Here is a 23,306-nt window from a genome sequence, read left to right as displayed (position 1 = left end):
GAACGACGTTCAAGCCGGTAGTTACGAAGGATGCGTCATGGACGGGGTCGAGGATTCGCGGGCGCCGAGGACCCGCACCACGGCGCGGGATATGGCGCAGATCGCGGTCTTCGCCGCGCTGATCGCCGCGCTCGGGCTTCCGGGCGCGATCACGGTGAGCTTCAGCGGTGTGCCGATCACCCTGCAGACCTTGGGTGTGATCCTGGCGGGCGCGATTCTGGGACCCCGCAAGGGCACGGCGGCGGTCGCGGTGTTCATCGCGCTCACGCTCATCGGCCTGCCGTTGCTGTCCGGCGGGCGGACCGGGCTCACCGCACTGGCGGGTCCGAGTGCGGGCTACCTGGTCGGCTGGATTCCGGCCGCCTTCGTCATCGGCCTGCTGACGGCTCGCATCCTGCCGAAGTATCCGCTGGTGCCCGCGCTGGCGATCAACGCCTTCGGCGGTCTGCTGGTGATCTACTTCTTCGGGACACTGGGCCTGCTCCTGCGCACCGACTTCGGCCTGCGAGAGGCGATCGGCGCGAACGGGGTCTACATCCCCGGTGATCTGCTGAAGGTCGTCGTGGCCGCAGTGGTGGCCAAGGGTGTGCATCGCGCGTACCCGGGGCTGATCGGTGGTTAGCCGGGAACTCGGCGGCGCCGCCGGCGACCCGGCCCTCGACCTCGACGACCGCACCCTCACCTATGGGGAACTCGACCGCGAGATCGCCCGCACCGAACCCGTCGGTGGCCGGTACGACGTCTCCGGCCTGCCCCCCGGCGAAGCGCTGATCCACATCTGCGCCGCCGCCCGCCGGGGACTGCCGGTGATCGTCGAGAACCCGGCGGCACGTCCGGACCGGATCGGCGCGCCCCCGGCCGGAGCGTTTCTGCTGGTCGCGACCTCCGGTTCCACCGGCCGTCCGCGGGCCCTCGCCCGGACCGCCGCGTCCTGGTACGACAGTTTTCCCGAGTTCACCGCGATCACCGGGGTGGTCCCGACGGACCGGGTGCTGCTGACCGGCCCACTGCACGCGACCATGCACCTCTTCGGCGCGCTGCACACGTTGTGGCGCGGGGCCTGCGTCACCGGCGATCCCGCCCGGGCCACCGTGGCCCACGCGGTACCCGCCGTACTGCGTGAGATCGTGGACCGGGCCCCGCGCCTGCGCACGGCCGTGGTGGCCGGGATAGCCCCAGATCCGGGCGCCCTGCGCGCCGCCCGCCACCTGCGGGTCGTCGAATACTACGGATCCTCCGAGGCCTCCCTGGTCGCCGCGCGGGAGATACCCGAACCGCTGCGGCTGCTGAGCGCGGTCGACGCGCGGATCCGCGACGGCCTGCTCGAGGTCAGGTCCCCGTACACCGTGCTCGGTGCGCCGGACTGGCTGGGCGTGGGCGATGTGGCCGAACTCGGCGCGGACCGGGAGTTGCGGGTGCGCGGACGGGGCGAAGCGGTGATCAATGTCGGCGGCACCACCGTCGTCGCCGAGGATGTGGAGCGCACGATCGCGGGGATCGACGGCGTGGTGGCGGTCGCCGTGATCGGGTCCGAACATGCCGTATTCGGTGAAACGGTGACGGCGGCGGTCCGCCTGGACGGGGTCGAGGTGGCCGAGGTCCGTCGGCGGGCGCGCCGGGTCCTGGCGAAGGAGGCGATGCCCCGGCGCTGGGTCACCGTCGGCGAACTGCCCGTCACGGCCGCCGGCAAACTCGCGCGCGGGCGGTTGCGGGAGTTGCTGGCATGAACCCGGAACCCGTTCTCGTCGCCGCGCGGCGGACGCCCATCGGTACCGCCGGTCACGGGCTCGCGGAGCTGACCGTCACGGATCTGGCGGCACCCGTATTGCGGTCGGTCGCCGATAGCGTGCGCGCGGCGGGGATCGGCGTGCCGGTCGACGATGTCGTTCTGGGCAACTGCCTGGGGCCCGGCGGAGACCCGGCCCGGATCGCGGCCCTGCGGGCCGGACTGGGGACCGAGGTCCCCGGGGTGACCGTCGACCGGCAGTGCGGGTCCGGGCTGGATGCGGTGATGCAGGCGGCGCTGCGGATACGGAGCGGCTGGGACGAACTGATCCTGGCGGGTGGCGCCGAATCGGCCAGTACCGCGCCGTGGCGGTTCTGGCCGCCGTCCGGTGCGGCCGAACCGGTGCGTTATACGCGCGCGCCGTTCGCGCCGGAGGGTTTTCCCGATCCCGATATGGGCGTGGCCGCCGATGATCTCGCCCGGCTCCGGGGTATCGGCAGGCAACGGCAGGACGACTACGCGGCGCGATCGCATACCCGGGCCGCGGCCGCCGATTTCACGGCCGAGATCGTGCCCGTGGGCGGATTGGCACAGGATCAGCGCATCCGGTCCGGGATGACGGCGGCGCGCCTGGCGCGGTTGCGGCCGAGTTTCGGGACCGACGGTACGGCGACCGCGGGCAACTCCTGCGGAATCTCCGACGGTGCCGCGTTCGTGGCGGTGACGACCGAGCGGCTGGCGGTCGCGGCCGGTATGCCCGCGCTGCGGGTGATCGGTTGCGCGGTGGCGGGCTCGGATCCGGCTCTACCGGGACTGGGCCCGGCGCCGGCGATCCGGGCGGTGCTGCGGCGCGCCGATCGCCGGGTGGAGGATCTCGGCGTCGTGGAGATGACCGAGGCGTTCGCCTCGGTGGTGCTGGCGGTATCCGACGAACTCGGGCTGGACGAGGATCTGATCTGCCCCGACGGCGGGGCGATCGCGATGGGCCACCCATGGGGCGCGTCGGGTGCGGTGCTGCTGGTGCGGCTGGCCGCCCGGATGCTGCGTCCGGACGGCCCGCGGCTGGGGCTGGCGGCCTGCGCCATCGGCGGTGGGCAGGGGATCGCGGTACTGGTGGAGCGGGTGCTGTGAGCGAGATCGTCTTCGACGCGGTGAACCACGCGTTCGGTGAGCGCCGGGTGCTGCGCGATATCGATCTGCGTATCACCGAGCGGCGGGTCGGCATCATCGGCGCCAACGGATCGGGGAAGTCCACCCTGGCCCGGATGATCAACGGTTTGCTGACTCCGGCCGCCGGCACCGTCACCGTGGACGGCCTCGATGTCGCCCGCAAGGGCGGCCGGGTGCGCCGCAAGGTGGGGTTCGTGTTCACCGACCCCGATACCCAGATCGTCATGCCGACGGTCGCCGAGGACTTGGCGTTCTCGCTACGCCGCAGCGGTCTGGGCAAACCCGAGGTCGCGGCTCGCGTCGCGGAGATCCTGGACCGATTCGGGCTCGCCGGGCACGCCGACCACCCCTCCCATCTCCTGTCGGGCGGCCAGAAACAGCTGCTGGCGCTCGGCGCGGTACTGATCCGGCGACCGGAGGTGATCGTCGCCGACGAGCCCACCACGCTGCTGGACCTGCGTAACGCGCGCCGTATCGCGGAGGCGCTGGACTCGGTGGACCAGCAGGTGATCGTGGTGACCCACCAGCTCTCGCTGCTGGACAGTTTCGAACGGGTCATCGTGATCGACGACGGCGCGGTGGCCTTCGATGGTGATCCGGCCGCGGCGGTGCCCGCCTACCGGGAGCTGATCGGGTGATCGGGCTCTACCTCGCCCGGAACTCACCCGTGCACCGGATTCCGGCGGGTGTGAAACTGGTCCTGCTGCTGGTGGGCATCGTGGCCGCGACCCTGTTCGTCCGGTCACCGGCGCAACTGGGAGTCGTCGCCGTGGTGGTGGCCGGATTGTTCGCGCTGGCCCGGATCCCGTGGCGTACCGCCGTGGCCCAGTTGCGGCCGGTGCTGTGGATGCTGGCGCTCATCGCGGTCTTCCAGGTGCTGACGACTTCTCCGGCCCGGGCGATCGTGGTGTGCGGTCTGCTGCTGGTATCGGTGGCGCTGGCCGCGCTGGTCACCCTGACGACCCGGGTCACCGATCTGCTGGACGCGGTGACCCGCGCGCTCGGACCGCTGCGGCGGATCGGTGTGAACCCCGAGCGGGTGGGATTGCTGCTGACCCTGGCCATCCGCTGTGTGCCGCTGCTCGCCGAGATCGTGCGGGAGGTCGCCGATGCCCGGCGGGCCCGCGGGGTGCAGTGGTCGGTGACCGCGCTGGTGACTCCGGTGCTGGTGCGATCACTGCGGACCGCCGACGCGATGGGCGAGGCGCTGGTGGCCCGCGGGGTCGACGATGAGTGATCTGCTCGCCGGCCGCATCGCCCGCGCGGCCACTCGCGACCCCAGCCGGACCGCGGTGGTGGCCGCCGGCGCAACCGTCGACTATCGCCTGTTCTGGGACCGCGTGACCCGGGTGGCGGCCGGGCTGTCCGGTATGACCCGGGTGGCGGTACTGCCGACGTCGGATATCGATTCGCTGGTGGCCGTGGTCGCGGCGATGCGGGCCGGAGTGAGTGTCGTGCTGCTGCACCGGCACCTGATCCCGGCGCAGCTACGCCTGGTCATGACCCACGCCCGGCCGGAGGCCGTGATCTGCGCGCCCGGCGGGCAGCGCCGGTTGCGGCGCCTGGGCTACTCCGGGCACCTCGGGACCGCGGCGGATCTGGAAGCGGCCGGACCTCCGGGACGGGCCGATCCCGATTCCGAACTGCTGGCCGGAATCACCTCCGGTACCACCGGGGACCCCAAACTCTTCGTGCGCGATCAGGCGTCGTGGGCGGCCACCCTGGACCGTTCCGACGCCACCTTCGATATCGCGGCCGGTGACCGGGTCGCGGTACCCGGCGTCCTGGATCACACCCATTTCCTCTACGGCGCGCTGCACGCCCTCACCCGCGGCGCGACCGCCGATCTCCGGCCGGTCGCCGAATCGCTGCGCGACGGTGCGACGCATCTGTATTCGGTGCCCACCGTCGCCTGGGATGTGGTGCGGTCGGGCACGGGCCCGATCCCGGGAGTGCGGGAGGTGCTGTCCTCGGCCGCGCGCTGGCCCGCCAACGGGCGCGCCGCCTTGCGGGAGGTGCTGCCCGAGGCCCGGCTGACTCATTTCTACGGCGCGTCCGAGCTGAGTTTCGTCTCCTTCGACCGCGGGTCGGGCGATGACGGCGCGGACGCCGTGGGCGAGTTGTTCGACGGCGTGGACGTCGAGATTCGCGGCGGACTCGTCCATGTGCGCAGCGATATGGTTTTCCGCGGCTATCTCGGCGCGCACGGGGTGACGGACGGGCCGGTCGGCGGCTGGGTGACCGTGGGCGACCGGGGCGCACTCGACGGTCGGCGGCTGCGGCTGTTCGGCCGGGAGGGCGATGTACTCATCCGCGGCGGGCTCAATGTCGAGCCGGCCGCGGTGGAGGCCGCGCTCACCGCGATACCGGGCGTGACCGAAGCGGCCTGCGTGGGGATCCCCGACGACCGGTGGGGTCAGATTCCGGTGGCGGCCGTCGTGCTCGAACGGGGTGCGGCCGATACCGACGAGATACGGCGCCGCCTGCGCGCGAGCCTGCCGGCTCCCAGCGTCCCGGCACGGATCCTGTCGCTGGACGGCCTCCCGCGGACGGCCCGCGGAAAGCTCGACCGTCCCGCGCTGATCGACCGCATCGGCCGGGAAACCGCTTCCGGCGGTTGAGGGGTCACGGGTGTTCGAGCCGCTGCGGCGGTTGTGCCCCGTCGTCCGCGCGGTGCTCATCGGTGGACTCGCCCGGCGCGGGCGCGAGCGGCCGGCTAGCGGATGGTCGAGGAAGCCGTCGGCGAAGTACTGCATGGAACCGCAACCGTCACAACGGTATGCGTGCTGATGGAACAGCTCCTGGCCCCATTCCGCGGGGTGCTCGGTGAGGATCCCGGCCACACCGGTGATGAAACCGTGGGCGCCGAGGTAGGTGCGCTCCCGGGCGCACCAGGGACAGGTGAGATCGACGGCGGCTCGCCGCAGCCGGATCTCGTTGTCCTGCCGCTCGATTCGTGCACGTACCCGCTCGATGTACTGCCGCGCCTGCGGCAAGGTCAGCCGCCGGGGTTCGCCGAGGTAATTGTCGTAGCCGCCGGTGGCCGTTCGCAGTTGGGCGAATTCCGCGTCCGAGCGGCGTACCTCCCGCGTGCCGCGCAGTCCGCCGTGGCTCCGATAGCTGATCTCGGCGCGGGAAATCCCCTCCGGCAGACCGGCTGTCAGCTTCACCCGTTTGGGATCGTGGGCGTCCGGCCGCGACTCGATTCCCCGTTCCGACACACCCGGAAGGATACCGGTGCCCGGCGTTTCCGGGGAGCTTGCCGGGAACGCCGCGCGGCCGCGGGAAGGGTTGTGACACGGTCCTCGACGGCCGGGCCGCCGTGGCCGCCGTCCCGTCCGATGGCGGTGTGGGCGTCCGATGACATGGGCCACATCTGGCCGGTTCCGGTTATCGAACTCGCTGGTCAGTGCCATATCCGCCGGACGTCGGGCACTGTGGCGCGGCACGGTCCGGACCAGTGGGAATCCGGGTTTTCGCGCCCGTCGCGGTGCGCGCCGAACAACGGCGTTATCCGGCAGTGACACGTTGCGGTTATGTAGCGATTGTCGTTTTCGTCTCAGAACACCTGTTGCCAAGTTTGGGTAGTTCTTTACTATAAGAGGAGTTGACGAACAGCGTTCCGGACAGTCGGGACACCGATGGCCACCGGGTTCCGGCCATCCGTTCAGGTGTTGCTCGTCGGCTCGTAATCTCTTGCTCTGCAGCGTTTTCCAGCGATGTTCGAGCTCTACGCAACCGGACGGCGCAGTTCCGGACCAGCTATCACCAGTAGTGGAGGTGCCCTCTCAGGCTTTGCTTAACCTTTACCAATACTATGGTGAAGGTTTAATGCTCGGCCCGTTGCCGTGCCGAGGACCTACTTCACCGCGAGATGCCGGTTCGCGGTCTGTGCCCGACTGGACATATTGATCGTCAACCGACCTCGGCCCCGGCCGAGTCGGCGAAGGAGAACGATGGCAACCAAGAGTCCGAATGCCCCTGTGTCACAATCTGGTTCGGACCCCGCTGAACATCCGACCGGGTCCGGATCCCGAAACCGACTGACCTCGATCCTGCGCCACGACGTACCGGCATCGATCGTGGTCTTCCTGGTCGCGCTACCGCTGTCGATCGGTATCGCGATCGCCTCCGGCGCCCCCGTGGCCGCCGGTCTCATCGCCGCCGTCATCGGCGGTATCGTGGCCGGTTCCCTCGGCGGTTCGGTCCTGCAGGTCAGCGGCCCGGCCGCCGGCCTGACCGTGATCGTCGCCGAATCCATCAACCAATTCGGCTGGCGGACCACCTGTTTCATCGTTGTGGCCGCGGGTGTCCTGCAGATCCTGTTCGGTTTGAGCCGGATCGCGCGGGCCGCGCTCGCGGTGGCGCCGGTGGTGGTGCACGCGATGCTCGCCGGTATCGGCGTCACCATCGCGCTGCAGCAGTTGCACGTGCTGCTCGGTGGTGAATCCAACAGCACGGCCTGGTCCAACATCACCGAACTGCCCGCCCAGATCATGTCCATGCACGGTCCCGCGGCCCTGTTGGGCGGGCTGGTGATCGCCATCATGCTGGGCTGGAAATACCTTCCGGAGCGGGTGAAGGTGGTGCCGGGCGCGCTGGCCGCGATCGTGGTGGCCACCCTCGTCTCGCTGGCGTTCTCCCTGGACGTCAAACGGGTCACCATCGACGGTTCGCTGTTCGACGCGATCGGCCTGCCCGAACTGCCCCGCGGCGACTGGGCGGGTGTCGCGATCATGATCCTGACCTTCGCGCTCATCGCCAGTGTCGAAAGCCTGCTGTCGGCCGTGGCCATCGACAAGATGCACACCGGGCCGCGCGCCGATTTCGACCGCGAGATGATCGGCCAGGGTTCGGCGAATGTGCTGTCGGGTCTGCTCGGCGGACTCCCGGTCACCGGCGTCATCGTGCGCAGTTCCACCAACGTGGCGGCGGGCGCGCGTAGTCGTGCCTCGGCGGTCCTGCACGGCGTGTGGCTGCTGGTCTTCTCGGTGGCCCTGGTCTCCCTGGTGGAGCAGATCCCGCTGGCGGCGCTGGCCGGTCTGCTGATCGTCATCGGCGTCCAGCTGGTGAAGCTCGCCCATATCCGGCTCGCGCACCGCACCGGTGATCTGCTCGTCTACGCGGTGACCCTGGCCGCGGTGGTGTTCCTCAATCTGCTCGAGGGCGTCCTCATCGGTCTGGCGCTGGCCTTCGCGCTACTGATCTGGCGGGTGGTGCGGGTGACAGTCGATGCCGAACAACTCGGTGGCACCGATCGCTGGCTGGTGCGGATCGACGGTTCGTGCACCTTCCTGTCGCTGCCGAAACTGTCGTCCACTTTCGCGAAAGTGCCGCAGGGCGCCGCGGTGACCGTGGAGATGACGGTGGATTTCCTCGATCACGCCGCCTACGACGCCATCAAGGACTGGACGCGCCAGCACGAGAGCAACGGCGGGACGGTCGACTTCGTGGAGATCGGCACCGCCCGGATGGAGAACGCCGAGACGGCCCCGCCCTCCCGCAGCACCGGCCGGGTGGTGCTCGACGATGTGCTCGGCCCGTGGCGGTTCGGGCGCAACGGTTCGGACGAGAACACCGAAACGGGTGGCGATCCGCTGGTGAACGGGATCGCGGCCTACCACCGCAGCCACGCCCATGTGATGCGGCCGCACTTGGACGAACTGCGTAACGGACAGGACCCGGATTCGTTCTTCCTGACCTGCTCGGACTCCCGGATCGTGCCGAACGTGATCACCAACAGCGGCCCGGGCGATCTGTTCACCGTCCGCAATGTCGGTAACCTGGTGCCCGAACACGGCGACGCGTCGGTCGAGGCGGCCCTGGTGTTCGCGCTGGAGAAACTGAATGTCCGCTCGGTAGTGGTGTGCGGGCACTCCTCCTGCGGGGCGATGGGAGCCCTGCACTCCGGTGAATCGGCCGGGCCGGGTATCGACCGCTGGCTCGAACACGGCCGGCCCAGCCTGGCGCGCTACCGGGCCGGGCATGCGGTCGGGCGGGCCGCCGAAGCCGCGGGTTACGGCGCGGTGGAGCAGCTCAGCATGGTGAATATCGCGGTGCAGCTGGAGAATCTGCGGCGCCATCCGGCGGTCGCGCGGGCGGTGGAAGAGCGCGGGGTCACCGTGTCCGGTCTGTTCTTCGATATCGCCAGTGCGCGGGTGCTCGAGGTGCGCGTCGACGGAATCGCGCCGATCGAGGAGAACGAGGGCCTGATGGAACAGCTGCAGCATCGGGAAACGGCATCCGCCGGGAAGTGACGAGCCGCCCGCCGCGATCGGTCCCGGCCGATCGCGGCGGGCCCATCGGTGCCTGCTCGTAGGCTGGTGGCTGTGGAGAACCGTTCCGACACCGTCGACAACACCCCCGGCGCGCAGACCCCGCAACGTGGTGAGCCCGGGGACAGGGGCGGAGAACACCGGTCCGCGCCGCATTTCTGGCGCGCCTACCGGGACCGGATCGCCCGGCGTCCTACCCTCGAACTCGGCTACCGGGTCGGGGTGGCGGTGGTCGGCACCGCGGTATTGGTCGTGGGTGTCATCACCATCCCGTTCCCGGGCCCCGGCTGGGCCCTGGTATTCGCCGGTATCGGCATTCTCGCCACCGAATTCGCGGTGGCGAGACGCGCGCTGGTGTGGCTGCGGGACAAGTACCGCCGAGGTATGGCCTGGTACATCTCCCGCGGTCCGCTGATGCAGGTCCTGGCGTTCCTGGCGACCTGCGCGGTGGTCGTGGCCACCCTGTGGGTGCTCGGAACGTTCGGATTGGTCGGCGACTGGATCGGAGTCGAATGGCAGTGGTTGCGCAGTCCCCTGATGTCGTGAACCCGGTGCGGGGGCGGATGCTCGTCGACGACGCGTGGCTGGCCGCGCGGATCGCGGACCTCAACGCCTCCTGGCGGACCGATTCGATGCGGGTGGGCGCCACGCTGTGGTGGTGTATGACGGCCTCCGCGCTGGTCGAGCAGGTGGTCGGGGCGCTGGCGCGGCAGCGGCCGATTCCGGAGCCGACGCTGGACCGACTGGAACTGACCCTGCGCGCCGACGGATCGGTCGAGCGAGTCCTGCTGCGCCCCGCCGCGCGTCCGCCGGGCCCGGCCCGGGTGCCGGCGAGCGTTACGGCCGGGACAGGCCGGGTGGGCGAGGCCGGTGGGGAGCCGGCCGGTACGGCCGGGCCGGGCCGGGCCGACGCGGAACGCGCGGATGTGACCGCCGATACGGCGGAGGTCGCGGCGGCGCTGCGGGCAACCCTCGGGGCGGTCATCGATCGTCTCGCCGCCGTTTCCGGGGTGCGCGAGCCCGCGCTGTGGGCGGTGGTCACCGATGTGATCGCGAGCTGGGCGGTCGACGCCGGGGATCCGGGGGTCGGGCGGCGGCTGGCCGACGCCATGGGCACCGAACTGCCCGAACCGCGGTTCGTGGAGGTCGCCGGGCGGACCTTCGTCCGGCGGGCGTCGTGCTGCCTGGTGTACGAGGCACCCGGCTGCGAGAAATGCGTGAGCTGCCCCAAACGGCGGCCCGAGGAGCGCGAAGCGCTGCTCGCCGACTACACGCGGCGGGGGTGACACGCCCGTCCCGCGGTCGCCGTCGTGACACTGCGGGCGCAGGCGCGGACCGCGCGGATGATCTCGCCCGGTCCATCGACACGTGCGGGCGGCGGTGCCGATAGCATGGTCGCCGCCGGGCTGTGCCCGGTTGACGAAGATGGAGGAGCCGTCAGGAGAGCCGGAGCAGCCGGCGCGCTGTGGCCCTCCGAGCCCTGAGCGAGCCGGAATACCCGGCCGCGGAGACCCGAGGAGAGCGCACCGTGACCACCACAGCCCCCCGCAGCCCAGTCACCCCCGTCCGGGTGCCTGCCGGGACTACGGCGGGCGCGGCGGTGCGAGAGGCGGGCCTGCCGACCAAGGGCCCGGATACCGTGGTCGTGGTCCGGGACGCCGCCGGCGCCCTCAAGGATCTGTCCTGGATCCCCGAGGTGGACACCGAGGTCACCCCGGTCGCCGCGAACACCGAGGACGGCCGCAGTGTGATCCGGCATTCCGCCGCGCATGTGCTGGCCCAGGCGGTGCAGCAGGAGTTCCCCGAGGCGGTGCTCGGTATCGGCCCGCCCATCAAGGACGGTTTCTACTACGACTTCCGGGTCGACCGGCCCTTCACTCCCGAGGATCTGGTCAAGCTGGAATCCCGGATGAAGAAGATCGTCAAGGGCGCGCAGCGGTTCGCCCGCCGGGTGGTCGAGGTGGACCAGGCGCGGATCGAACTGGCCAAGGAGCCGTTCAAACTCGAGCTGATCGGCGACAAATCCGGAATCGATGATCCGGAGATCATGGAGGTCGGCGGTAACGAGCTGACCATCTACGACAATCTCGACCCGCGCACCGGCGAACGGGTGTGGGGCGATCTGTGCCGGGGTCCGCATATCCCCACCACCAAGTTCATTCCGGCCTTCACGCTGACCCGCAGTTCGGCGGCGTACTGGCGGGGCGACCAGAACCGCGAGGGCCTGCAGCGCATCTACGGCACCGCCTGGGAATCGGCCGAGGCGCAGGACGAGTACCTGCACATGCTGGCCGAGGCGGAGAAGCGCGACCATCGCAAACTCGGCGTGGAACTGGACCTGTTCTCCTTCCCCGACGAACTGGGGTCGGGCCTGCCGGTCTTCCATCCCAAAGGCGGCATCATCCGCAAGGAGATGGAGGACTACTCGCGGCAGCAGCACGTGGAGGCGGGCTACGAGTTCGTCAACACCCCGCATATCACCAAGGCGCATCTGTTCGAGACCTCCAAGCACCTCGAGTGGTACGCCGACGGGATGTACCCGCCCATGCATCTGGACGCCGAACTCGACGAGAACGGCGCCGTACGCAAACCGGGGCAGGACTACTACCTCAAACCGATGAACTGCCCGATGCACAACCTGATCTACCGGTCCCGCGGCCGGTCGTACCGGGAACTGCCGCTGCGGCTGTTCGAATTCGGGTCGGTGTACCGCTACGAGAAATCGGGCGTGGTGCACGGGCTGACCCGGGCCCGCGGTTTCACCCAGGACGACGCGCATCTCTACTGCACCCAGGAGCAGGTGGTCGAGGAACTCACCACCACCCTGCGGTTCGTGCTGGATCTGCTGAAGGCCTACGGCCTCGACGATTTCTACCTGGAACTGTCCACCAAGGATCCGGACAAGTATGTCGGCTCCGACGAACTGTGGGACGAGGCCACCGCCACCCTGCGTCAGGTGGGTGAGGCCTCCGGGCTGGAACTTGTACCCGACCCGGGCGGCGCCGCCTTCTACGGTCCGAAGATCTCGGTGCAGACCAGGGACGCCCTCGGCCGCAACTGGCAGATGTCGACCATCCAGCTCGATTTCTTCGAACCGGATCTGTTCGAACTCGAGTACACCGCCTCCGACGGCACCAAGAAACGCCCGGTGATGATCCATCGCGCGCTGTTCGGTTCGATCGAGCGTTTCTTCGGCGTGCTCACCGAGCACTACGCCGGCGCGTTCCCGGCCTGGCTGGCACCGGTACAGGTGGTGGGTATCCCGGTGGCCGACACCTTCGTCGAACATCTCGACGGGGTGGTGGGCCGGCTGCGAGCGGCCGGAGTCCGCGCCGAGGTGGACCGCGGCGACGACCGGATGCAGAAGAAGATCTTCAACCACACCGCCCAGAAGGTGCCGTTCATGCTGCTGGCCGGGGCCCGGGATGTCGAAGCGGGTGCGGTGAGCTTCCGCTTCCGGGACGGAACGCAGGTCAACGGGGTGGCGGTGGACGACGCGGTGCGCGTGGTCGCGGACTGGGTCCGGCGACGCGACAACACCTCGCCGACCGCCGATACGGTCCGCCCCCTGGTGGACGGCGCCGGCGGTGCGCCCGAGTGATGCCGGGTCGGCCCGGGCGGGAAAGGGAATGCAGCATGAGTGAGCGCACAGCGCCGGACGGGCTGACCGGATCGGCCGAGACCGGCGTGGCCGCGGGACACGGCGATATCGTCGATCGCGGTGCGGGCGAACCGGATCGGTTGCAGCGGCTGTGGACGCCCTACCGGATGTCCTATATCGCCGAAGCCGCCACCACCGCGCCCAAGGGTGCGACCGGGCATCCGTTCACCGATATTCCCACGATGTCCGATGAGGACGGGCTGGTGGTCGCGCGTGGCGAGCAGGTGTACGCGGTGCTGAACCTGTACCCGTACAACCCGGGCCACATGATGGTGGTCCCGTACCGCCGGGTCGCGAACCTCGAGGATCTCACCGTCGCCGAAGCCGGCGAACTGATGGAGTTCACGCAGCGCGCGATCCGCACGATGAAGAAGGTGTCGCGCCCGCATGGTTTCAACGTGGGACTCAACCTCGGCGGGGTCGCGGGCGGATCGCTGGCCGATCACCTGCATCAGCACATCGTGCCGCGCTGGGGCGGGGACGCGAATTTCATCACGGTGATCGGCGGGGCCAAAGTGATGCCGCAGCTGCTGCGGGAGACGCGGGCGCTGCTGGCCTCGGCCTGGGAGGACGTGTAGGTGCTGAGCATCTTCGGGCGGGCGACCTTCGCCAAGGCCACCGCCCCACTGGGTAAGGCCCTGGTCGGCACGGGCCTCACTCCGGACGCCGTCACCCTCATCGGCACCGCCGCCTCGATCGCGGCCGCGGTCACCCTGTTCCCCACCGGGCATCTGTTCTGGGGAACCATGCTGATCTGGCTGTTCGTCATGTTCGACATGCTCGACGGCGCCATGGCCCGGGCCCGCGGCGGCGGCACCCGCTACGGCGCGGTACTCGACGCCACCTGCGACCGCGTCGCCGACGGCGCCATCTTCGGCAGCCTGGCCTGGTGGGCGGTGTACCACGAGCAGAGCAAACCGCTGTTCGTCGCCACCCTCGTGGTGCTGGTGACCTCGCAGGTGATCTCCTACGCCAAGGCGCGGGCCGAGGCCAGCGGGCTCTCCGCGGACGGCGGGCTCATCGAACGCCCGGACCGCCTGGTGATCGTGCTGGTCGGCGCCGGGCTGACCGGTATCGGGGGGCACTGGGGTATCGGCTGGCTCACCTGGGCGGTGCATGTGGCCATGTGGATTCTGGCGGTGCTCAGCATCGTGACGGTGGGCCAGCGAGTACTGGCAGTGCGCAATTCACCGGGCGCCCGGGAGATCCTGGGCGGCCCGCGTGCGGATACGGAGCAGTCGAAGTGAGTGGTTGGCGGTCCGAGCTCAGCGATCGCGGTTACGCGGCGGGCTGGCGGCTGGTGCGCGCCCTGCCGGAGCCCGCGGCGCGGACGCTGTTCGACCGCGGCGGTGATTTCGCCGCACGCAAGGGCGGCCCGATCCAGTTGCGGCGCAACCTCGCCCGGGTACTCGGCACGACCCCCGACGAGGTACCCGCCGACCTGATCCGGGCGAGTATGCGGTCCTACGCCCGGTATTGGCGGGAAGCGTTCCGACTGCCGACGATGGACCACGCCGAACTCGTGGCATCCGGTCGTATCAGGGTCGACGGGCGCGAGCATCTCGACGCCGCGCTGGCCCGGGGCCGCGGCATAGTGTTCGTGCTGCCGCATTCGGGCAACTGGGATATGGCCGGGACCTGGCTGGCGCAGAACTACGGCACCTTCACCACGGTGATGGAACGGCTGCAGCCGGAATCGCTGTTCGAGCGTTTCGTGGCCTACCGGGAGAGCCTGGGCTTCGAGGTCTTCCCGCTGACCGGTGGTGAACAGCCACCCTTCGCGACGCTGGCGCGGCGGTTGCGGGAGAACCGGATCGTCTGCCTGATGGGCGAGCGCGACCTCACCGGTCGCGGGGTTCCGGTGACCTTCTTCGGCGAGCGCACCTGGATGCCGGCGGGTGCGGCGAAACTGGCCATCGATACGGGCGCCGCGTTGATGCCGGTGCATGTGTGGTTCACCGCCGACGCGGGACGGGAGAGCTGGGTGGTGCAGACCCGGGAACCGCTCGACGTCTCGTCCGGGGTCGCCGCCGCCACGCAGGATCTGGCCGATTGTTTCGCCGAGGGTATCGCCGCCCATCCCGCCGACTGGCATATGTTGCAGCCGCTGTGGGAGACCGATCTGTCCGAGGCCCGGCTGGACCGGATAGCCGCCGAACAGGCCCGCCGTGACCCGCAGTCGCTGGAAGCCGGGGGCGAGCGCACACCATGAGAATCGGGATGGTGTGTCCGTACAGTTTCGATGTTCCCGGCGGCGTACAGGCACATGTGGTGGAGCTGGCGCAGGTCTTCCTGGAGCGCGGCCACAAGGTGAGCGTGCTGGCGCCGGCGTCGGAGACCACCGAACTGCCCGATTTCGTGGTGTCGGCGGGACGTGCGGTCGCCATCCCCTACAACGGGTCGGTGGCCCGGTTGTCCTTCGGGCCGACGGCCTACACCCGGATCCGCCGCTGGATCGAGAGCAACGATTTCGATGTCCTGCACATCCACGAACCCAACGCGCCCAGTCTGTCGATGCTGGCGCTGAAGATCGCCGAGGGCCCGATCGTGGCCACCTTCCACACCTCCACCACGAAATCGCTGGTGCTCGCGACCTTTCAGGGGGTGCTGCGGCCCTATCACGAGAAGATCAGCGGCCGGATCGCGGTCTCGGAGCTGGCGCGGCGCTGGCAGGTGGAAGCGCTCGGATCGGACGCGGTGGAGATTCCCAACGGCGTCGATGTGCAGGCGTTCCGCCGGGCGCCGCTGCTGGACGGCTATCCGCGACCCGGTGGCACCGTGCTGTTCCTCGGCCGCTACGACGAGCCCCGCAAAGGGATGCAGGTCCTGCTGGCGGCCCTGCCCGCCCTGGTCGCCCGCCACCCCGACGTCGAGGTGCTGATCGTGGGCCGCGGCGACGAGGAGCGGTTGCGCCGTGAAGCCGGCCGGCTCGCCGGGCACCTGCGGTTCCTGGGCCAGGTCTCGGATGCGGAGAAGGCCTCGGCCATGCGCAGCGCCGATGTCTACGTCGCCCCCAATCTGGGCGGTGAGAGCTTCGGGATCATTCTCATCGAGGCCATGGCCGCGGGCACCGCGGTGGTGGCCGGGGAGCTCGACGCGTTCCGGCGGGTGCTGCGTGACGGTACCGCCGGCCTGCTGGTTCCCGTCGGGGATTCGGGAGCCCTGGCCGAAGCCCTCGACACCGTGCTCACCGACGATGCGCGCCGCGCCGAGCTGATTCGGACCGCGACCCAGGTGGTCGGCTCCTACGACTGGCCGGTGGTGGCCGAACAGATCCTGCGGGTCTACGAAACCGTGGTGGTCGGCGACGTCCGGGTCCGGGTGGCCGGATGATCACCTTCTCCGCGACCACCGTTCTCGTTCTCGCCCTGATCGCCGCGGTGGTGGTGGCGGCCGGCGCCCTGGCCTACTCGACCGCCAACCGGCTCGACCGGCTGCACGTGCGCACCGACCTGGCCTGGCATGCGCTCGAGGCCGCACTGGCGCGGCGGGCCGTGGTGTCCCGGGCCGTGGCCGTCTCGCTGGCGGGCTCCGCCGGCACCGACCCCGCCGCGGACCGGCACCCCGCCGACCTGGCCCGGCGCCTCACCGTGCTCGCCGACCGCGCCGAACGCGCGAACCGGGAAGAACGAGAAACCGTCGAGAACCAGCTGGCCACCGCCCTGTCCGCGGTCGATATCGCGCGGCTGCCCCCGCAGCAGGTCGCCGAGCTCGCCGACGCCGAGGCCCGGGTGCTGATCGCGCGCCGCTTCCACAACGACGCGGTCCGCGACACCCTCGCCCTGCGTACCCGTCGCCCCGTGCGCTGGCTGCGCCTGGGCGGTACCGCACCCATGCCCACCTACTTCGAGATCGCCGAACGCGCCACCCCCGCCGCCGCGACCGGCCTCGAGGTCGACACCGTCCGCGTCTCGGCCCGGGTGGCGCTGCTGGACGAAAAGGACCGCATCCTGCTCATGCGCGGCCGGGACCCGATGATCCCCGAGGTCTCCTTCTGGTTCACCGTCGGCGGGGGTGTGGAACCCGGCGAAACCCTGCGCGCGGCTGCCGTCCGCGAACTACACGAGGAAACCGGTTACACCGCCGATCCGGACGCTCTCCGCGGCCCGCTGTGGCGCCGCGTGGCGGTGTTCCCGTTCAACGGCGACCTCATCCGCTCCGAAGAACTGTTCTTCGCCCTGCGTGTCCAGAACTTCGCTCCACAGGCCGCCGATCTGACCTATGTGGAACAGCGCTCGATCACCGGCAACCGCTGGTGCGACCCCGCCGAGATCCGCGCCCTCGACACCGCCGGGGAAACGGTCTACCCCTACCACCTCGACGAACTCCTCGCCGAAGCCGCCCACGCCGCCGACGGCGACACCGACCCGGAAGTGCGGAGTATCAGATAACCGGGCGAGGGATTGACAGCCGGATCGGGTGACGATACATTTCATCCCCTCATGGGTACTTTGTTGATCTTCCTGTAATCACATCCCGACGCGTCGAGCGCCACTTCGGTGCGCCTCCGCGTTCTCCCCACCCACCACGCCCTCCGGTTCCGTCCGGTCGCTCCGGCGTGTGGGTTCTTGTGATCCCGGCCCGGTGCCGAGACAGGAGGAATTCATGCTCACCGCTGCTCGAATCACTCTCTCCGAGGTCGGTAAACGCTACGGCGACCGCACCGTTCTCGATCGTGTGTCGCTCTCGATCCGGCCGGGTGAGACGGTCGGAGTCGTCGGCGACAACGGGTCCGGCAAGTCGACTCTGCTGAGATTGCTCGCCGGGCAGGAGCTGCCGGACAACGGCGAGGTCTGCGTTTCGGTACCCGGCGGGATCGCCTACCTGCCCCAGTCGCTCGCCCTGCCGCCGGCAGCGACCGTCGCCGAGGCAATCGATCTGGCCCTGGCCGATATCCGTGAGCTGGAGAGCCGGCTGCGCGAAGTGGAAATCGAGCTGGAGGCCGGGGGACACCCGGAAGCGGCGCTCGGTCGCTACGCGGAGTTGCTGGCGAGGTTCGAGGCGCGCGACGGCTACCGGGCCGATCAGCGCGTGGACACCGCGCTGGCGGGACTGGGACTGGCGGGTCTGGCACGGGACCGCACGCTGGGCACTTTGTCGGGCGGGCAGCGGTCCAGACTCGCGCTGGCGGCCACCCTCGCGGCCGCGCCGGAGCTGTTGCTGCTCGATGAACCCACCAACGATCTCGACGACGAGGCGGTGGACTGGCTCGAGCGGTACCTACGGGGCCACCGCGGCACCATCGTGGCGGTAACCCACGATCGGGTGTTTCTCGAGCGCATCACCGACGTGGTGCTCGAGGTCGCCGACGGCCGGGTCTCCCGGTTCGGCAACGGATACGGCGGTTATCTGCGCGGCAAAGCGGCGCAACGACAGCGGATGGCGGAGGACCACCAGCGCTGGAAACTGGAGCTCGCCCGCAACCGCAGGCTGGCGGAGTCGAATGTGGCGCGCCTGGACGCCATTCCGCGCAAACTCCCGCTGGCGGTATTCGCGGCCGGGCCCTTCCGTCCGCGCGGCCGGGACCACGGGGCACGGGCGCGAATCCGCAACGCGAAGGAACGCCTCGAGCGCCTGACCGGTAACCCGGTGGCCGCGCCACCGGAGCCGCTGACATTCACACCGGATCTGGCCGCCCACCCGCGGAGTGCGGATGGGCCGGTGGCCGAACTGGCCGGCGTGCGGGTGCCGGGCCGGTTGGAGGCCGTCGAGATGACCCTCGCGGCGGGTGAACGCCTGCTGGTCACCGGCCCGAACGGCGCCGGCAAGACCACGTTGCTCCGGCTACTGGCCGGGGAACTGGAACCCGGCAGCGGTTCGATACGGGTGCGGGGTCGCGTGGGCCACCTACGGCAGCAGGAGGTGAGGTGGCCCGCCGATATGACCGTATTGCAGGCCTTCGCCTCCGACCGGCCGTGGCATCCGCGGGAGCATGCCGACGAGCTGCTGCGCCTGGGGTTGTTCCCCCCCGATGATCTGGGGCTGCGGATCGGGGATCTCTCCTATGGCCAGCGGCGGCGCATCGAACTGGCCCGGCTGGTCACCGGTCCGCTCGATCTGCTGCTGCTCGACGAACCGACCAATCACCTGTCTCCGGCGCTGGTGGAACAACTCGAGAACGCGTTGACCGGTTTTCGGGGCACACTCGTGATCGTCACCCACGATCGCCGGATGCGCGAGCGCATGCGCGGCGCCCGCACCGAGATACGAGACGGAAGGTGCGCGTTCACGAGCGAGCCGCCCGCGCGCACAGCATGACCCGAACACCACCGACTCACGGCCGCCCCGCCCCCGGGCGGCCATCCTCGAGGGGGTGACGAACGGTTCGGCCCGCGTCTGCTGTCGGTGCTCGAAGCGCATTGTGGCGAAGCCACGAGTCTCGAGCACCGATAGCAGACGCTCAGGAGGGCCGAACCTCGAGCAGCGGAGCTGCTCCTGTGATGCAGCTCACTGGCGTGATAGGGTCGCGGACGGTTTGACACACCGTAGTTGTGTCGATTCGGTGTGTGGAGGTGAAGACGTTGTCCTACATCCTGTTCGATTACCTGCTCCCGATTCTGGGCCCCGGAGCCGCGGAGTACTGGGCGAAACTGCTCGTGGTCAATCCGATCTGATTCGGTTTCGCTGTCTGCCCGCCGGGCCGGTTTCCACCGGTCCGGCGGTCGTGTTTTCCGGTCCAGTCTTTCCGCGATATCGGATAAGCCCAGGTGGTTAGCAGTCCAGTGCGCTCTCACTGGCTATGAAGGTCGATTTCCGGTCCACCTAGAATCGTGGTGTTCATCGAGGATCGACCGAGGCAACAGACACAGGAGCTGCCGTGACCACGCCCCAGACCAACCCGACCGACGCCACCCGCGAGGCGGGTACCGCCCGCGTGAAGCGCGGTATGGCCGAGATGCTCAAGGGCGGGGTGATCATGGATGTCGTCACCCCGGAGCAGGCGAAGATCGCCGAGGACGCCGGCGCCGTCGCGGTGATGGCGCTGGAGCGGGTGCCCGCCGATATCCGCGCGCAGGGCGGCGTCTCCCGGATGAGCGATCCGGACATGATCGACGGGATCATCGAAGCCGTCTCGATCCCGGTCATGGCCAAGGCCCGGATCGGGCATTTCGTGGAGGCCCAGGTGCTCCAGAGCCTCGGCGTCGACTACATCGACGAATCCGAGGTGCTGACCCCCGCCGATTACGCCAACCACATCGACAAGTGGAATTTCACGGTGCCGTTCGTCTGCGGCGCCACCAACCTCGGTGAGGCGCTGCGCCGGATCACCGAAGGCGCGGCCATGATCCGGTCCAAGGGCGAGGCCGGTACCGGTGACGTCTCCAACGCCACCACCCATATGCGCAAGATCCGGCAGGAGATCCGTCGGCTGACCACGCTGCCCGCCGACGAACTCTATGTCGCGGCCAAGGAACTACAGGCGCCCTACGAACTGGTCAAGGAGATCGCCGAGACCGGGAAACTGCCCGTCGTGCTGTTCACCGCCGGTGGTATCGCCACCCCGGCCGACGCGGCCATGATGATGCAGCTGGGCGCCGAAGGTGTTTTCGTGGGCTCGGGGATCTTCAAGTCCGGTAATCCGGAGCAGCGCGCCGCCGCGATCGTGAAGGCCACCACCTTCTACGACGACCCCGATGTGCTGGCCAAGGTGTCGCGCGGGCTCGGTGAGGCGATGGTCGGCATCAACGTCGACGAGATCCCGCAGCCGCACCGGCTCGCCGAACGCGGCTGGTGATCGTCGCGGCACCGGGCGCGGGCCGGTGAATCGGTAGCCGCCGGATGGAACTCCGGCAGTTGCGGTACTTCGTCGTGCTCGCCGAGGAACTGCTTTTCGGCCGTGCCGCCGAGCGGTTGTTCATCACCGCGTCCACGCTCAGTCAGCAAATGAAAGCGCTCGAGCGTGCGCTGGGCGCCCCGCTGGTGCTGCGCGGCCGCCGGGTCGAAATGACCCCGGCCGGTGCGGCGCTGCTGGAATCGGGGCGCGAAGTGCTGCGGGCGGCCGACGACGCGGTCCGGTCGGCCCGCCGGGCGGGCGGGGTCGACGATCCGCGGTTGCGGCTGGGACTGGTGAACGGGGCCCCGCCCTGGTTACCCGCCCGATTCGGTGCGCTGGCGGAGGCCGCCGTGCCCGGTACCCGTACGGTCCTGATCGGCGGCCCCACCGCCGATCAGGCCCAGCTGCTGGGGTCCGGCGCGGTCGATCTGGCGTTGCTGCGGGCCCCGGCCCCGCTACCCGCGGCATTCGCGCAACGGCCGGTGGCCACCGAGGAGCTCGGGATTCTGCTGGCCGCTACCCATCCGCTGGCCGGTCTGCCGAATCCGGGCCCCGGCGAGCTGGCGGATCAGGAGCTGATCCTGTTCTCCCGGGAAGTGGCCCCCGGGTTACACGACCGGCTGCTCGGTGAACTGCGGGCGCGCGACGTTCGGATGCGGCTGAGCGAGACCGTCCTCGGGCATGCCCAGATGCTGTCGGTGCTGCCGTCCCGCGACGACGCGGTGGGGCTGGGCTCGGTTCGCGCCCGGCGTCCCGATCTGGTCTGGCGGCCGTTCCCGGGCGGTCCGCTGATCGTCACCTACGTCGCCGCGTGGGCTCGCGACACCCGTCATCCGGTACTGCGCGGCCTGCTGGAATCGCTACCGGACGGGGTGTTCACCGCACCCACCGGCACCTGAGCGCCGAACCCGCGAGCGGTCCACCAGCGGTATCAGCGGGCGGCGAACGGTGGTGTGCGATTACCACATGGACTCGCGGTCGCACCGATGGTCGGCTGGGTGTCATGACAGCAGAAACGACAGCGCCCGAACGGGTCGTCATCATCGGCGGCAGCTCGGGAATGGGACTCGCGCTCGCCGGTTCCCTGGTGGGAACGGGGGCCGAGGTGGTGATCGCGGGACGGTCGGCGGACCGTTTGGACTCCGCCGCCGCGACCCTCACCACCGGCCCCGGAAAGGTCCACACCCGGCAGCTCGACATCACCCGCGAAACCGAGGTCGAGGCGGTGTTCGCCGAACTCGGCCCGGTCGACCACGTGGTGGTCACCGCCGCGGACGTCCAGGGCATGTACGCACCGATCCGCGCCTTCGACCCGGCCGTGACCCGCACTCTCGTCGACACCAAACTGTTCGGCCCCGCGCTCGTGGCCAAACACGCCGTCCTGAACGCGGGCGGGTCGCTCGTGTTCACCTCGGGTATCGCGGCCTACCGGCCCGGCCCGGGGTCGGCGATGGTCGCCGCCGTCAACGGCAGCCTGGCCTCGCTCGCCTACGCCTTGGCGCTCGAACTCGCACCCACCCGTGTCAATGTCATCTCACCGGGCTGGGTGGACACTCCGATCTGGCAGTCGATCGGGGGCGGCGACCCCGTGCAGCGGCACCGTGACATGGCGGCCAGGTTGCCGGTGGGGCGGATCGGGCGTCCGGAGGATATCGCCGCCGCGGTCCTGTCCCTGATCCACAATCCGTTCATCACCGGCACCGTCCTGCACGCGGATGGCGGCCACCGGTTGTGCTGAGTCTATGGAGCAGCTCCGCTGCTGGAGGGTCGGGCTGTGTCTTTGGAGCAGCTCCGCTGCTCGAGGTTCGGCCCTACTGAGCGTCGGCTGTCAGCACTCGGGACTCGCGGCTGCGCCGCATGCGCTTCGAGTGCTGACAGCCGACGCGGGCCGAACCGTTTTCCGGGGGGTGTTGGGCTCGGCTCGGTGTGGGGTGGTCAGGTGGTGTCGGTGCGCAGGGCCGGGCGGTGGGGGTGGTCCCAGCGGACGAAGTAGTCGGGGGGCTCGGGGTGGTCGCGGTCGTGGGTCAGGAGGGCGGGGACGGTCCAGGCGTCCTCGCGGGGGGTGCGGCGGGTGAGGGCGGCGGGGGTGAGGTCGAGCTTGACGGTGAGGTCGAAGGGCAGGGCGCGGCCCAGCAGCATGGGGCCCGCGACGAACAGGACCGTGGCGGGCAACGCCGTGCGTGGGCGGGCCCGTGCGGATCGGTCGGCGGTTTCGTCCCACAGGGCGGGCAGCCAGGCGCCGTCGCGGTGGAACGGATCCAGTACTTCGCGCCGCAGGGCCGGGTAGTCGAACCAGCCGGTGCGATAGGAGATCTCGTCGCGGCCGAATTCCATGCGCAGTGAGGCGGGCCGGACGAAATCGTGCATCGTGACCACATCGGCGGGCCGGCCGTCGGCGTGGACCCGGCGTGCCACCCGGCGCGCGAAATCCAGTGGGGCGGCGGCATCGGCGCCGTCCACGGCGACCACCCGATGGCCGTCCCGCGGCCGCAGCCGTTCGGTCAGCAGCTCGGCGAGGGCATCCGGAGTTATCGGTGTGAAGCGCGGCACCGGACCATCTCAGCAGGTCCCGCCGGGCAGCGGTGACAGGGATTACCCGCGACCGAATCAGGGAAATCGGACCGCTCGGGATAATCTCAGCGGATGGCGACTATCGAAGAGGCGCTGGAGATCGAACGCCTCGAGCGCGATATCTTCCGC

Annotated in this window: 20 protein-coding genes; 19 read left to right on the top strand and 1 reads right to left on the bottom strand. The window is 69.8% G+C overall.

The genetic code is table 11. From position 1 onward, the window contains the following. The first annotated feature begins 37 nt into the window (after positions 1-37). The 19 genes from ACWDU1_RS04165 (at position 38) to ACWDU1_RS04075 (ending at position 22,344) form a co-directional block, all read left to right on the top strand. A complete protein-coding gene (locus tag ACWDU1_RS04165; RefSeq protein WP_449995815.1) occupies positions 38-622 on the top strand; it encodes a biotin transporter BioY in 585 nt (194 codons plus the stop codon). Continuing rightward, positions 615-1,727, top strand: coding sequence for a class I adenylate-forming enzyme family protein (locus ACWDU1_RS04160; protein WP_449995814.1), 1,113 nt, complete (start codon positions 615-617; stop codon positions 1,725-1,727). Before ACWDU1_RS04165 ends, ACWDU1_RS04160 begins: the two co-directional genes overlap by 8 nt. Next, a complete protein-coding gene (locus tag ACWDU1_RS04155) occupies positions 1,724-2,857 on the top strand; it encodes a thiolase family protein (protein WP_449995813.1) in 1,134 nt (377 codons plus the stop codon). Before ACWDU1_RS04160 ends, ACWDU1_RS04155 begins: the two co-directional genes overlap by 4 nt. Continuing rightward, positions 2,854-3,534 carry an energy-coupling factor ABC transporter ATP-binding protein gene (locus ACWDU1_RS04150; protein WP_449995812.1) on the top strand — a complete coding sequence of 227 codons (681 nt, stop codon included), beginning with the start codon at positions 2,854-2,856 and terminating at the stop codon, positions 3,532-3,534. The genes ACWDU1_RS04155 and ACWDU1_RS04150 overlap by 4 nt, the downstream gene beginning before the upstream one ends. After that, the gene (locus tag ACWDU1_RS04145) at positions 3,531-4,133 is read left to right on the top strand and encodes an energy-coupling factor transporter transmembrane component T family protein (protein ID WP_449995811.1); all 603 of its coding nucleotides are present in this window, start codon (positions 3,531-3,533) and stop codon (positions 4,131-4,133) included. Before ACWDU1_RS04150 ends, ACWDU1_RS04145 begins: the two co-directional genes overlap by 4 nt. Next, a complete protein-coding gene (locus ACWDU1_RS04140; RefSeq protein WP_449995810.1) occupies positions 4,126-5,517 on the top strand; it encodes an AMP-binding protein in 1,392 nt (463 codons plus the stop codon). Before ACWDU1_RS04145 ends, ACWDU1_RS04140 begins: the two co-directional genes overlap by 8 nt. Before the next feature lie 1,335 nt (positions 5,518-6,852). Continuing rightward, entirely contained in the window at positions 6,853-9,153 is a 2,301-nt protein-coding gene (locus tag ACWDU1_RS04135; protein ID WP_449995809.1) for a SulP family inorganic anion transporter, read from the top strand. 72 nt (positions 9,154-9,225) lie between these two features. After that, positions 9,226-9,717 (top strand): TIGR02611 family protein, encoded by a 492-nt coding sequence (locus ACWDU1_RS04130; RefSeq protein ID WP_449995808.1) that lies wholly within the window; start codon positions 9,226-9,228, stop codon positions 9,715-9,717. Continuing rightward, the gene (locus ACWDU1_RS04125) at positions 9,684-10,457 is read left to right on the top strand and encodes a (2Fe-2S)-binding protein (RefSeq protein ID WP_449995807.1); all 774 of its coding nucleotides are present in this window, start codon (positions 9,684-9,686) and stop codon (positions 10,455-10,457) included. The genes ACWDU1_RS04130 and ACWDU1_RS04125 overlap by 34 nt, the downstream gene beginning before the upstream one ends. Positions 10,458-10,699: 242 nt before the next feature. Next, complete coding sequence (thrS, locus tag ACWDU1_RS04120; RefSeq protein WP_449995806.1) at positions 10,700-12,772, top strand: threonine--tRNA ligase; 2,073 nt, start codon at positions 10,700-10,702, stop codon at positions 12,770-12,772. Positions 12,773-12,807: 35 nt separating this feature from the next. Continuing rightward, positions 12,808-13,410: an HIT family protein gene (locus tag ACWDU1_RS04115; protein WP_449995805.1), complete on the top strand. Its 603-nt coding sequence runs from the start codon at positions 12,808-12,810 to the stop codon at positions 13,408-13,410. Next, a complete protein-coding gene (gene pgsA / locus ACWDU1_RS04110) occupies positions 13,411-14,079 on the top strand; it encodes a phosphatidylinositol phosphate synthase (RefSeq protein WP_449995804.1) in 669 nt (222 codons plus the stop codon). It begins immediately after the preceding gene. Further along, positions 14,076-15,044 carry a phosphatidylinositol mannoside acyltransferase gene (locus ACWDU1_RS04105; protein WP_449995803.1) on the top strand — a complete coding sequence of 323 codons (969 nt, stop codon included), beginning with the start codon at positions 14,076-14,078 and terminating at the stop codon, positions 15,042-15,044. The genes pgsA and ACWDU1_RS04105 overlap by 4 nt, the downstream gene beginning before the upstream one ends. Beyond that, positions 15,041-16,165: a glycosyltransferase family 4 protein gene (locus tag ACWDU1_RS04100; protein ID WP_449995802.1), complete on the top strand. Its 1,125-nt coding sequence runs from the start codon at positions 15,041-15,043 to the stop codon at positions 16,163-16,165. The genes ACWDU1_RS04105 and ACWDU1_RS04100 overlap by 4 nt, the downstream gene beginning before the upstream one ends. Then, positions 16,165-17,223 (top strand): NUDIX domain-containing protein, encoded by a 1,059-nt coding sequence (locus ACWDU1_RS04095; protein WP_449995829.1) that lies wholly within the window; start codon positions 16,165-16,167, stop codon positions 17,221-17,223. The genes ACWDU1_RS04100 and ACWDU1_RS04095 overlap by 1 nt, the downstream gene beginning before the upstream one ends. Before the next feature lie 214 nt (positions 17,224-17,437). Further along, positions 17,438-19,090 carry a TlrC/CarA/OleB/SrmB family ABC-F type ribosomal protection protein gene (locus ACWDU1_RS04090; RefSeq protein ID WP_449995801.1) on the top strand — a complete coding sequence of 551 codons (1,653 nt, stop codon included), beginning with the start codon at positions 17,438-17,440 and terminating at the stop codon, positions 19,088-19,090. 559 nt (positions 19,091-19,649) lie between these two features. Beyond that, positions 19,650-20,567, top strand: coding sequence for a pyridoxal 5'-phosphate synthase lyase subunit PdxS (pdxS, locus tag ACWDU1_RS04085; protein ID WP_449995800.1), 918 nt, complete (start codon positions 19,650-19,652; stop codon positions 20,565-20,567). A 44-nt stretch (positions 20,568-20,611) separates the two neighbouring features. After that, on the top strand, positions 20,612-21,505 hold the full coding sequence (locus ACWDU1_RS04080) for a LysR family transcriptional regulator (RefSeq protein WP_449995799.1): 894 nt from the start codon (positions 20,612-20,614) through the stop codon (positions 21,503-21,505). A 104-nt stretch (positions 21,506-21,609) separates the two neighbouring features. Beyond that, entirely contained in the window at positions 21,610-22,344 is a 735-nt protein-coding gene (locus ACWDU1_RS04075; protein WP_449995798.1) for an SDR family oxidoreductase, read from the top strand. A 197-nt stretch (positions 22,345-22,541) separates the two neighbouring features. Here the strand turns inward: ACWDU1_RS04075 and ACWDU1_RS04070 are convergent, their stop codons facing one another. Continuing rightward, on the bottom strand, positions 22,542-23,156 hold the full coding sequence (locus tag ACWDU1_RS04070; RefSeq protein ID WP_449995797.1) for a hypothetical protein: 615 nt from the start codon (positions 23,154-23,156) through the stop codon (positions 22,542-22,544). Positions 23,157-23,306 lie beyond the last annotated feature (150 nt).

The organism is Nocardia sp. NPDC003345, assembly GCF_053589395.1.
Note: the sequence above shows the minus strand (reverse complement) of the source record. Positions and strands in the feature narration are given on the sequence as shown.

Excerpts from the sequence above, each read along its gene's own strand:
- ACWDU1_RS04135 (WP_449995809.1), top strand. The coding sequence starts at position 6,853 with ATGGCAACCAAGAGTCCGAATGCCCCTGTGTCACAATCTGGTTCGGAC.
- ACWDU1_RS04100 (WP_449995802.1), top strand. The coding sequence starts at position 15,041 with ATGAGAATCGGGATGGTGTGTCCGTACAGTTTCGATGTTCCCGGCGGC.
- ACWDU1_RS04080 (WP_449995799.1), top strand. The coding sequence starts at position 20,612 with ATGGAACTCCGGCAGTTGCGGTACTTCGTCGTGCTCGCCGAGGAACTG.
- ACWDU1_RS04115 (WP_449995805.1), top strand. The coding sequence starts at position 12,808 with ATGAGTGAGCGCACAGCGCCGGACGGGCTGACCGGATCGGCCGAGACC.
- ACWDU1_RS04125 (WP_449995807.1), top strand. The coding sequence starts at position 9,684 with ATGGCAGTGGTTGCGCAGTCCCCTGATGTCGTGAACCCGGTGCGGGGG.
- ACWDU1_RS04165 (WP_449995815.1), top strand. The coding sequence starts at position 38 with ATGGACGGGGTCGAGGATTCGCGGGCGCCGAGGACCCGCACCACGGCG.
- ACWDU1_RS04075 (WP_449995798.1), top strand. The coding sequence starts at position 21,610 with ATGACAGCAGAAACGACAGCGCCCGAACGGGTCGTCATCATCGGCGGC.
- ACWDU1_RS04155 (WP_449995813.1), top strand. The coding sequence starts at position 1,724 with ATGAACCCGGAACCCGTTCTCGTCGCCGCGCGGCGGACGCCCATCGGT.
- ACWDU1_RS04140 (WP_449995810.1), top strand. The coding sequence starts at position 4,126 with ATGAGTGATCTGCTCGCCGGCCGCATCGCCCGCGCGGCCACTCGCGAC.
- ACWDU1_RS04090 (WP_449995801.1), top strand. The coding sequence starts at position 17,438 with ATGCTCACCGCTGCTCGAATCACTCTCTCCGAGGTCGGTAAACGCTAC.